Origin of the sequence: Sphingomonas azotifigens NBRC 15497 (assembly GCF_002091475.1) — a bacterium.
Taxonomy (GTDB): Bacteria; Pseudomonadota; Alphaproteobacteria; order Sphingomonadales; family Sphingomonadaceae; genus Sphingomonas; species Sphingomonas azotifigens.
Genome location: NZ_BCTR01000001.1, coordinates 327,299 through 336,691, shown reverse-complemented (window position 1 = coordinate 336,691; position 9,393 = coordinate 327,299). Strand labels below are relative to the sequence as shown.

The 9,393-nt window shown below is 65.8% G+C and carries 7 protein-coding genes and 2 pseudogenes; 2 read left to right on the top strand and 7 right to left on the bottom strand.

Translation table 11 applies throughout. From position 1 onward, the window contains the following. Positions 1–236: pseudogene (locus tag SAZ01S_RS01385) on the top strand (hypothetical protein); the annotation flags it as partial. Between the two features lie 81 nt (positions 237–317). Here the strand turns inward: SAZ01S_RS01385 and SAZ01S_RS01380 are convergent. The 4 genes from SAZ01S_RS01380 to SAZ01S_RS01365 form a co-directional block, all read right to left on the bottom strand. Continuing rightward, on the bottom strand, positions 318–587 hold the full coding sequence (locus tag SAZ01S_RS01380) for a hypothetical protein (protein WP_084579258.1): 270 nt from the start codon (positions 585–587) through the stop codon (positions 318–320). Between the two features lie 11 nt (positions 588–598). Next, entirely contained in the window at positions 599–1,546 is a 948-nt protein-coding gene (locus tag SAZ01S_RS01375) for an ATP-grasp domain-containing protein (protein WP_084579256.1), read from the bottom strand. Continuing rightward, positions 1,543–2,436: a hypothetical protein gene (locus SAZ01S_RS01370; protein ID WP_084579255.1), complete on the bottom strand. Its 894-nt coding sequence runs from the start codon at positions 2,434–2,436 to the stop codon at positions 1,543–1,545. Before SAZ01S_RS01370 ends, SAZ01S_RS01375 begins: the two co-directional genes overlap by 4 nt. A gap of 90 nt (positions 2,437–2,526) precedes the next feature. Further along, entirely contained in the window at positions 2,527–4,398 is a 1,872-nt protein-coding gene (locus tag SAZ01S_RS01365; protein WP_084579253.1) for a M6 family metalloprotease domain-containing protein, read from the bottom strand. 301 nt (positions 4,399–4,699) lie between these two features. Between SAZ01S_RS01365 and SAZ01S_RS01360 the strand changes: the two are divergent. Beyond that, positions 4,700–4,935: pseudogene (locus SAZ01S_RS01360) on the top strand (hypothetical protein); the annotation flags it as partial. Positions 4,936–4,956: 21 nt separating this feature from the next. Here SAZ01S_RS01360 and SAZ01S_RS01355 read toward each other — a convergent pair. From SAZ01S_RS01355 to SAZ01S_RS01345, 3 genes are all read right to left on the bottom strand, one after another. Next, the gene (locus tag SAZ01S_RS01355) at positions 4,957–5,310 is read right to left on the bottom strand and encodes a response regulator (protein ID WP_167693026.1); all 354 of its coding nucleotides are present in this window, start codon (positions 5,308–5,310) and stop codon (positions 4,957–4,959) included. Continuing rightward, on the bottom strand, positions 5,279–8,638 hold the full coding sequence (locus SAZ01S_RS01350; protein ID WP_245824485.1) for a CheR family methyltransferase: 3,360 nt from the start codon (positions 8,636–8,638) through the stop codon (positions 5,279–5,281). The genes SAZ01S_RS01355 and SAZ01S_RS01350 overlap by 32 nt, the downstream gene beginning before the upstream one ends. 83 nt (positions 8,639–8,721) lie before the next feature. Continuing rightward, positions 8,722–9,279 (bottom strand): PAS domain-containing protein, encoded by a 558-nt coding sequence (locus SAZ01S_RS01345; protein WP_084579251.1) that lies wholly within the window; start codon positions 9,277–9,279, stop codon positions 8,722–8,724. Between the last annotated feature and the right edge of the window lie 114 nt (positions 9,280–9,393).

Genomic DNA, 9,393 nt, shown 5'->3' with positions numbered 1-9,393 from the left:
GGAGAACGAAGATAGGTTCTTCTCCGTGCAGGTTGGTATTACTGGCCGTGGGTGCCACTGCCGTCATGCGGCACATCAAGGGCACGCCTACGCCAATGGCCGACTGGATCCGGAAGCGCAGCGAGAAAAAGCCCTTCCGCGGGGTATCCGTGGCGTTTTCCAACGAACTTGCCCGGATCGCGTGGGTCTTGCTGACCGGCAAGGAGCCTTATCCGCCGCATCATTTGGCGGCCTGACGAAACACAATCGCGCTTGAACTGGACCTGACTCCTCGCATCGACTCACGCGGCGCGTCGCCGCGCCCGGTCCAGCGCCGATCAATCCTCGACGAAGGCGACTCCGGGGCCTGCCATCCGGACCCTCCAACGGACGGTTCCGTCGGGAGCGGTAGCCGCCGCGCTCCCCTCGCGGGCGAGGAATGTCAGCTCCTCGCCGACCAGGCGGGCGAACATGTCCGGCCATTCGCCCTGCCGGCAGCTCTCGGCGATCCGTACGGTCAGCCTGACGAAGCCGGGACGATTTGCGTCGCGCTCGCGCCCGCGAAGGGTACCCTCGATCACTGCATGATTTTCGACAATCTGTACCATTGGAGTATCCATCAGGCGGCCGCCCGCGATGTCTCGGGCGCCAAGTGACGCACGATCGCGTCAGATATAGGCAGCCCGCTTTCCTCCTGAAAGTAGCTGTAGCCTGGCGAGGGGTTGACCTCGAAGCAGAACCACTCGCCGGAAGGGGTGCGGCGCAGGTCAACGCCCGCGAACCCCAGGCCGAGGTCGCAAGAGAGCGCGACGCATCGTCGGGCGACCTGTTCGGGGAGCGTGAGCGGGCGCATTGTCGTCGTCAACCCGTCGCGGACAGCGTAGCGGTAGTCGATTGCATCAGAGACGATCTCGGCGGCATGACAATCCTGCCCGACGACATGGACCCGTACGTCGGTTCCCGGGACAAGCGCTTGGAACTGCGTGGGCAACGCGCGCAAGGCATGGGGCTGTGGTCCGCTGGACGGGCTCCATTCGCGCACGATCGAGCGCACGCCGCTGACCGATTTGTAAATAATCCGACCATGACGCCGCCAGAAGGCGAGCATAGCTGCCGGATCGTTGGTGATGAGCGTTTCGGGAACCGCGAACCCGGCGCGGCGAATGATCTGCGCCTGAAAGGGCTTGGACGTGTTGCTGCCCATCGCCGCCGGGCGGTTGAGGACTGGGCAAGGCGCAACATCCAGCAATTCGTGCAGCAGCGCGAGCGCTGCGACTATCCTGCGGCGGACCGACGGGTCCGGCGCACCTCGCCCGTCGGCCCGGGCCTCCGGCAGCACGGCGGTCTCGACAAGCCGGGCATAGATCCCGGAGAGCCGGTGCAGCGGAACTTCGGCGCCCGCAAGCCACAGCGTGCCGCCGATCCCGTTTGCGCCGGTTTGCAGCTCGATATCAAGCTGTTCGGCATGGCGCTGGTTGCAAACCAGATGCGGAATCCCGAGGCGCTCGGCCGAGTCGATGGCGAGCGCGAGCGGTCCTTCTGAAGGGATTCCGGCGAACAGGATCATTGTGAGCCTTCCGTGCCCACCACTTCCAATGCGGTACTGCAGTCACCCACGCTCCGCAGCAGTCGATCGGCGATTCCCGTGATGCTCCCGAGTCCAAGCTGCGGGGGCATCGGATCGGCTGCCATGAAGCGCCAATCCGCGTTGCCGAACCGCCCAAGCTCGACTGCCAGGATGTCGGCACCAACCGACTGCGCCAGCCGGCCCGCCGCGCTAGAGAGAGAGGTGGGCACGTGCGCCGACTCGGGCGGGGGGTGAGCGATGCCGCCGACGACCTCGATCCGGATGACCTCGTCGGGTACCGCGGCCTCGCCATATGGGCGGTTGAGCCCACCCGCATCCCACGCCGGATCGGCGAAGAGGGGCACGAGATCGCGACGCTCGACCATGCCTGGGAGCCGCCCTTCGCCCGCTGCGTGCCGGCGGCGGCGTGTGCTGCTCCCCGTGCGTGCCGGCGCTACCGCAAGCCCGGCCGCCTGCGCTGCCGCCAGCCACTGCCAGGGCCGTAGCGCAGGCCCGGCAAGCCCGCTTGCGGTCGCGGCGTTGATGCAGCAGTCGGTCGGGCCGGCGAGCCAGCTCATCAGCAACGCATGGAACTCGGCTCGGGCATAGTCGCGATCGGCCATAGTCATGCGGGTGAAAAGTAGGGCAGGTTCGTAGCGAAGACGATTGAGGACCGCGGTGCGCGCGCCGCGCAGCGCCCTGCCGGCACCGTCGCGCACTTCCGTTTCGGCGCCGTCGCTCCCGACCCGATGACACCAGTGCGCGGCAGCGAGGTCTTCGAGCCGCGCGTGCCGGATCGAGAGCGTCGTACTGCGGGCGCCCAGCATTTCCGCCACTGCGACGAGCACGGGGTCAAATGCGCTTCCGAGCAGAAGGATATCGGGTGTCATCTGGATGCGGCCCCTGCCAGAGCTTGCGCGAGGACTCGCCAGGCCCGCCCCCGCCCCTGCAAGCGAGGGGGGGGGGGCGGCTGGTGGGGTTCAGCGGCCGGTGTCGAACAAGCGCTTGGCGCCCGGCGTGCCTGCCGACATCTCCTGGTGGATCGCCTGGTCGGGTTCGGCAGCCAGCGCGCCGTGGCTCAGGTCCGGCCGAAGCTCGGCACCGATGAATGGCTTGTCCGGACCCGTACCCGCCAGCGCGCTCTCGAGCGCGGCGACCCGTGCGGTCAGTTCCGCGATGGTCGACCCGCTCTCGGGATTGCCGGGCAGACCGGGAAGCTTGTCGGTCGGCTTGTTGTTCTCGACCAGCGTCTTGTCCGGAATTTTGTCGGCTGCGATGCTCTTGTCGACCGGATGCTTCTCGATCGAATCCTTGTGCAGGTCCTTCGCTAGCTCCTTGTCCTTGTGGAGATCCTTGACGATCTCCTTTTCCTTTGTACGGTCCTTGAGATCTTTGCCGAGTTCCTTGTCTTTGTGGGTGTCCTTGGCATCCTTGGCGAGAGACTTGACCGAACATTTCACCTGCATGTTGACAGTCATCACCGAGCCGGCGGCGGGAATGCCGGTCACCGCCACGCAGGTCGTCGCACCGGCGTAGGATTTCGAGTTCGGGGTTGAGGTGGCGTTGAACGCGGTCTTTCCGGTGCTGCCCGGCCAGCAATCGCCAGCGTCGCCGCGATTGTGGTTCAGTTCCAGATCGCGTTTGCCGTCGGCCTGCATCAAGGCGACCCAGTAGTGATTCTCGTCCCTGTTGCTCGTTTGGTTCTCGTCGACATGCCAGATGAGCAGCCCGCTGCCGGGCAGCGACACGTCGAAATCGCCGGTTGCCTCGCGGTTCTCCACCAGGAAGTATTCCTTCCCCGCGGCGCCGTCCTTCCACAGCCGGTGGACGGTGTGGCCGGCCTTGACGTCCTGCACCGCGACCGATCCGTTGGCGGTGCGGTTGTCGACGGCGACCCATCCCTGGTTGGCCTTGCACCAGGCCGAGGGATGGACCGGCTTATCGCCGCCACCGCCCCAGCTGCCGGACGCCATCAGGCACCAGTTGCCAATACCTTCCGAGGAATAGTCGGTATCATAGAGATCGGGGAAGCCGAAAAGCAGGTGCCCGAGCTCATGGGCGCAAACGCCGATCCTACAGTCCTCGGGGACCGTGAGGTAGCCGTAGACCTTGGTCGAATCGACGCTGCGCGCCCCACCCTCTATCGTCCACTTGTGCGACCAGATATCACCGGGGTTGCTGTTCGTCTCGGCGCCGGTTCCGGCATGCACGACGATGAAAGCATCGACATAGCCGTTCCCGTCGTTGTCGAACGGGGTGAAGTTGACGCTAGGATCGGCCGCCTTGAGCGCATCTAACGCCATTGTCTGGGCGTTGGGCGCGACGTTGCCGAGCCCCGATGCGCCGTGCGAGTAGGCCGCCAGCGTCTGCGGCATGCGGAACGGTCCCACGACGTCGCCCTGGACGTCGACGAGATTGTTGGTGACCTCGCGATAGTACTCGCGCACGCTTTTCTGGGCGCCGCCTAGGCCGAAGAAGAGATCGCGGAAGTGGGCCTGGTTCTGGGTCATGTGCTTGTCGGAGAAATCGACGAGGACCACGATGACGCGCAGCGTGCCGCGCAGCGGCGCGCGGTCGGCCGCAGCGGAGCGGATCACGCTCGGCGCCGTCCCGAGCGGGAAAGCATCGGGCGGAACGATCACGCCATCGTTGAGCCCCAGGATGGTCGGCTCGGCCGCTTTCAGCATGAATCCGGCGGGGAAGCCGCCTGTTGCATTCAGGCTGGCGACGGCCTTCTTGATCTTCTCTCGGAGATCGGGATGCGGGGCGACTGCGCAACGCTCCCCGTCGTCAGAAGCCGCAGCTGCGCGGAGAATCGATGCATAGTCATTAAGAAGAGAAAGTCGTTCCATCGCAAGCTCCTGTGGCAAGAAGGCGCGACCGGGTTTGATTTTCTCATCGTAAATGGAGCCGTAGTTCGCACTACGGCCAATATTATACGAGTCTATAACGACTCGGCTTGACCGACGTGAGCTTACATCATGGGAAGATGCAGTCAATCCTGGCCCGTGCATTGTTCTGGAAGCGATGGTGCGCGTCTGTAATGCCGCAATCCACACAACGCGCATCGATCGGGTACGGTAACTCTCGCTTAAAGGTCTAGGTGTTTGGTCGCAGCATGTGATGGTGTAGATTTATTGCCATCGCAGCGGGATGGACAGGACAATCAAGAAAGCGACCACCAAGACCTTCCATTACGCATCGATCCAGGAACTGCGGCGACACGTCACGGACCGGCTGATTGCCTACAACTTCGCCAAGCAGCTCAAGGCTTTGAAGTTCAGGACGCCCTATGACGCCTCAACGCGCTATGGAAATCAAAGCCCGCCATCGCATGCTGGCACCAAACACTTGGACAGGGAGCCGCAACCCTGTCGTCGACGGTATGACTTGATTGCCCGCAGCGATCCTCAGCCGGCGAGCACCTTCTCCACCGCCGCCCGCAACGCGCTGGGCGAGCAGGGCTTGGAGCATACCTGCGCCTGCGGATAGCGACCGCGCAGCGAGGTCGCGTCGGCATGGCCCGAATGGAAGATGATCGGCACCCCGGCGTCGCGCAGCACGTCGGCGGCGGGGAAGACTTCGCCGTCGGTCAGGCGCACGTCGAGGATCGCGCAGCCGGGGAGGTGGTCGGCAACTGCCTGCAGCGCGTCGGCGACCGAGACATAGGGGCCATCCACCGCGAACCCTGCCTCTTCCACCACGTCCTGTACGTCGAGCGCCACGAACAGCTCATCCTCGATGAGCATCACCGTCTTCGTCATTCGCAAGCACTTTCGCGGGCAGATGGATGTGAATGGCGAAGACCTTGTCTTCCGCCGTACGCGTGACCGTCACGCCGAGCTGGCGCGACGAGGTTTGTACCAGAACCGTGCCGAAGCCGGTGCCGGTTGCAACCGAAACGGGCCGATCTCCGACCTCGCGCCAGTCGAGACGCACGCCGTCGGCCGCGGTATCCCACGTGATCGAGAGTTCCCCCCGAGTTGCGCCAAGCGCCCCGTATTTGACTGCGTTCGTCGCCCATTCGTGCAGCATCAACGCAAGCGGCGACAAACAGGTCCGATGAATTTTCACCGCCGGGCCTTCGATGCGGATCTTCGCGTGGTGCTGGTACGGCGCGAGCGTCGTCGCCACCAGTTCCGCAAGGTCGATCGACTGCAGCGCCCCGGCGGGGGCGGCGAGCGAATGCGCCCTCCCCAGCGCCGCGATGCGCTCGCGCAGATCGTTCGCATAGCGGCCGACATCGTCATAGCTGCGCGCACCGGCCGAGATCATGCCGCTGACGATTGCAAACAGGTTCTTCACCCGGTGGTTCATCTCGCGCAGCATCAGCTCGCGGGTTTCGGCCAGCTTGTACTCGGGGGTGACGTCGATCGAGACGCCGACCAGCCGGCGCGGCCCACTGTCGCCCACCAATCGGCCAAAGGTCTTGATGCGGCGGACATCCTCGCCATCAAGGATACGATAGCTGATCTCGAGATCGTGGCCTTTGGCGATCGCCTCCGCCAGCGCGGTTTCGAACAGCGGCCGGTCGTCGGGATGGAGCCGCGCGAGCCGCGCCTCGGGATCGTCGGCCGCCACTTCCGGGCCGATGCCGAGTACCGCACGGGCATGGGCGTCGGCGACCGTCTCACCGGTGTCGACGCGATATTCCCACACCGCGATGCCGCCGGCCTGGATCGCCATGTCCATCCGCTCGCGCTCGGCCGCCAGCGCGCGTTCGAGCGACAGCGCGTCGGTGATGTCGGTCAGCACCAGCGTCGCGCCATCGGTGCTGCCATTCTGCGCGCGATAGGGCAGGGTGCGCATCGATAGCGTGCGGCTGCCGTCCTGGGTGCTCACCCGCCGCTGCAGCGGGCCCGCGCCGGCGATCACCGCGCGGGCATCGGCGAGATAGTCGCTATCGGCGAGGCGGCTGGCGACATCCGCCAGCGGCCGGCCGCGATCGCTCGGCTGGAGCGGGAACAGCGCGGTCGCGGCGTCGGTGAAGCTGCGGATCCGCAGCGCGCCATCGAGCACCACCACCGCCAGATCGGTCGATTCGAAGAAGTTGCGCAGATCCGAATTGGCGACGGTGAGCTGGTCAACCTTGCTCTTCAGCTCGTCGTTGACCGTGGACAGCTCCTCGTTGGTCGACTGGAGCTCCTCGTTCATCGACATCATTTCTTCGTTGGAGCTCTTCAGCTCCTCGTTCGCGGTCTCCAGTTCCTCCACCGTGGTACGCAGGCGGTGGCGGGTGACGCGCAGCTCGTCCTCCAGCGCATCGAGATGGTCGTCGCCGGCATCGAGCTCGGAGGCTTCGTCGTCGAGCGCGGGGCGAAACGGTGCGGTCTCGCGGAAGACGAACAGCAGCGTGCCGTCGGGCAGGGGGTCGCACACCACGTCGATCTGCTGCACGCCATATTCGGATTCCACGGTGACGTCGCGGGCGACCACCCGCTTGCGCTGGTCGCGGCCGGCACGGAGCAGCGGGCCGAGCACGTTGCGCAGCCCCGGGCGCGCGAGGCCGATCGCGCTCGAGCCGCCGGTGCGGGTGACCGGAAAGTCGAAATAGCGGCCCAGCCGGCCATAGGCGGCGAGGATCACACCTTCCTGATCGAGCACGAGACTGGCCGGCGCGTAGCGATCGACGAGCCGGCGGACCGCCGCGGTCTCCTCGCCGGTGGTGCGGCCGCTGTCACGCCGGTGCGCGCCGTCGCGCGGGCTGCGCGCGCGCCCGTTGCCGGGCAGGTCGATCGGGTAATTGGGCGCGCCGGGCGAGCGCTGGAAGATGCGCGCATAATGGTCGATGGCGGGGAACAGATGGTCGAACCGCCCGATGCTTTCCGACGGGCCGAGGAACAGATACCCCTCGGGCCGGATCGCATAATGGAGCAGCGGCATCACCGATTGCTGCAGCCGATCGTCGAAATAGATCAGCAGGTTGCGGCACGAGACCAGGTCGATGCGCGAGAATGGCGGATCCTTGACCAGGCTGTGGTTGGAAAAGCGGATCATGTCGCGGATCTGCGGCGCGATCGTGAACCGTTCGGCATGGGGCAGGGTATAGCGCTCGCGCATCGCCGGCGGCAGGTCGACCAGCGCCGAGGCAGGGTAGATGCCGTTGCGGGCGATCTGCAGCATCTGCTCGTCGATATCGGTCGCGAAAATCTGCACGCCGTTCGGCGACTGCCCCAGCTTGCGCGCCGCTTCGGCGAACAGCATGGCGATGCTGTACGCCTCCTCGCCCGAGGAGCAGCCGGGCACCCAAATGCGGATATCCTCATCGCCGTTCCAGCCGCGGACCAGCGGCTCGATCACTTCGCTGCGCAGTCGTTCGAACAGGTCGGCATCGCGGAAGAAGCGGGTGACGTTGATCAGCAGGTCGCGGAACAGCGCCTCGCATTCGTCGCTGTCGGTCTTGGCGCGGGCGAGATAGGCGCGCCCGCTGGCGATGCCGAGCACGTGCATCCGCCGCTCGATCCGCCGGATCAGCGTGGTGCGCTTGTAGCCCGAGAAATCATGCCCGATCGCGTTGCGCAGCACGCGGCAGAGTTCGTCGACATGATCGGCGACCAGCGATGCCTCTTCCTCCTGCGCTGCGTCGCCGCCGCGATGGAAAAAGGCGTGGAGGCAATCGAGCATCTCCGCCGGCGGCTTGACGAAATCGACCAGGCCGGTGCCGACCGCGGAGAGCGGCATGCCGTCATAGCGCGCGCTTTCCGGCGTCTGGACGAGGCACATGCCGCCATGTTCCTTCACCGCGCGCAGCCCGATCGTGCCGTCGGCGCCGGTGCCCGAGAGGATCACGCACGCCGCATTGCCCTGCTGGTCGGCAGCAAGCGACAGGAAGAAATCGTCGATCGGCCGACGCAACCCACGCGGCTGGGCGAATTCGGTCAGCTCCAGCCGGCCGCCGCGGATCGCGAGGCCATGGCCCGGCGGGATGATATAGACCTTGTCGGCCTCGATCGCCTCGCCGCCTTCGCACTGGAGTACTTCGAGATTGGTCTGCCGGTCGAGCAGCTGCGCCAGCATGCTCTCATGGTTCGGGTCGAGATGCTGGACGATCACGAACGCCATGCCGGTCGGCGCGCGGGCAGGGGCCAGCATGTCGCGCAACGCCTCCAGTCCGCCGGCCGACGCGCCGATCCCCACCACGGGCAGCACCGCGGCGCCGATATCGGCGGGGGCGTTCACAGGAAGCTGCTCGTATCGAGATCGGCGAGCGTCATCTTGGCCTGCGCAATCGTCGCGGCGGTATTGGCGATGGTGATCAGCGTTCCCTCCACCGCGATCCCGCTTTCGGCAACCACCGGCGCGAGGCGGGCGATCGTCTGGCCCAGCGCCGCATCATAGTCGGCGAGCCGTTCGGGCTGCGAACGGCTGATGTCGAACTGCGAGGCGAAGATATAGCGCACCTCGCCGGTGAGCGCGCGCAGCTTCGACATGTAGAGCAGGTTGACGAAGGGCACGCCGTCCTTGCGGAAATTGACGAGCGCCGTGCGGACATTGGCCTGGGCATCGTCGCCGAGAAAGGCGCGGAGGCGCGCGCGTGCCTCCCGGTTGTCGCTGGCGCCCTGGAGGAATCGGCAATTCTGCCCGGCGATCTCGTTCGATGCATAGCCGGTGAGGTCGCGAAAGCGCTGGTTGGTGAGCAGCAGCGGATTGTCGCCCGCCGCCTCACCAAGCGACAGCGCGACGGGCGAGCTCTCGAAATAATCGCGGAGCGCGGGGGGAAGTTGCGGGGTCATGTCTGCTCGTGCCTCGATAGGGAAGCAGAACGACCTGTCCCGAAAACTGATCCACGATAGGCCCGATCCCGCGTCGAGACAAGCCGACACCGCCGCACTGGGGGCGCTTAGTAG

Excerpts from the sequence above, each read along its gene's own strand:
- SAZ01S_RS01380 (WP_084579258.1), bottom strand. The coding sequence starts at position 587 with ATGGTACAGATTGTCGAAAATCATGCAGTGATCGAGGGTACCCTTCGC.
- SAZ01S_RS01375 (WP_084579256.1), bottom strand. The coding sequence starts at position 1,546 with ATGATCCTGTTCGCCGGAATCCCTTCAGAAGGACCGCTCGCGCTCGCC.
- SAZ01S_RS01370 (WP_084579255.1), bottom strand. The coding sequence starts at position 2,436 with ATGACACCCGATATCCTTCTGCTCGGAAGCGCATTTGACCCCGTGCTC.
- SAZ01S_RS01365 (WP_084579253.1), bottom strand. The coding sequence starts at position 4,398 with ATGGAACGACTTTCTCTTCTTAATGACTATGCATCGATTCTCCGCGCA.
- SAZ01S_RS01355 (WP_167693026.1), bottom strand. The coding sequence starts at position 5,310 with ATGACGAAGACGGTGATGCTCATCGAGGATGAGCTGTTCGTGGCGCTC.
- SAZ01S_RS01350 (WP_245824485.1), bottom strand. The coding sequence starts at position 8,638 with ATGCTGGCCCCTGCCCGCGCGCCGACCGGCATGGCGTTCGTGATCGTC.
- SAZ01S_RS01345 (WP_084579251.1), bottom strand. The coding sequence starts at position 9,279 with ATGACCCCGCAACTTCCCCCCGCGCTCCGCGATTATTTCGAGAGCTCG.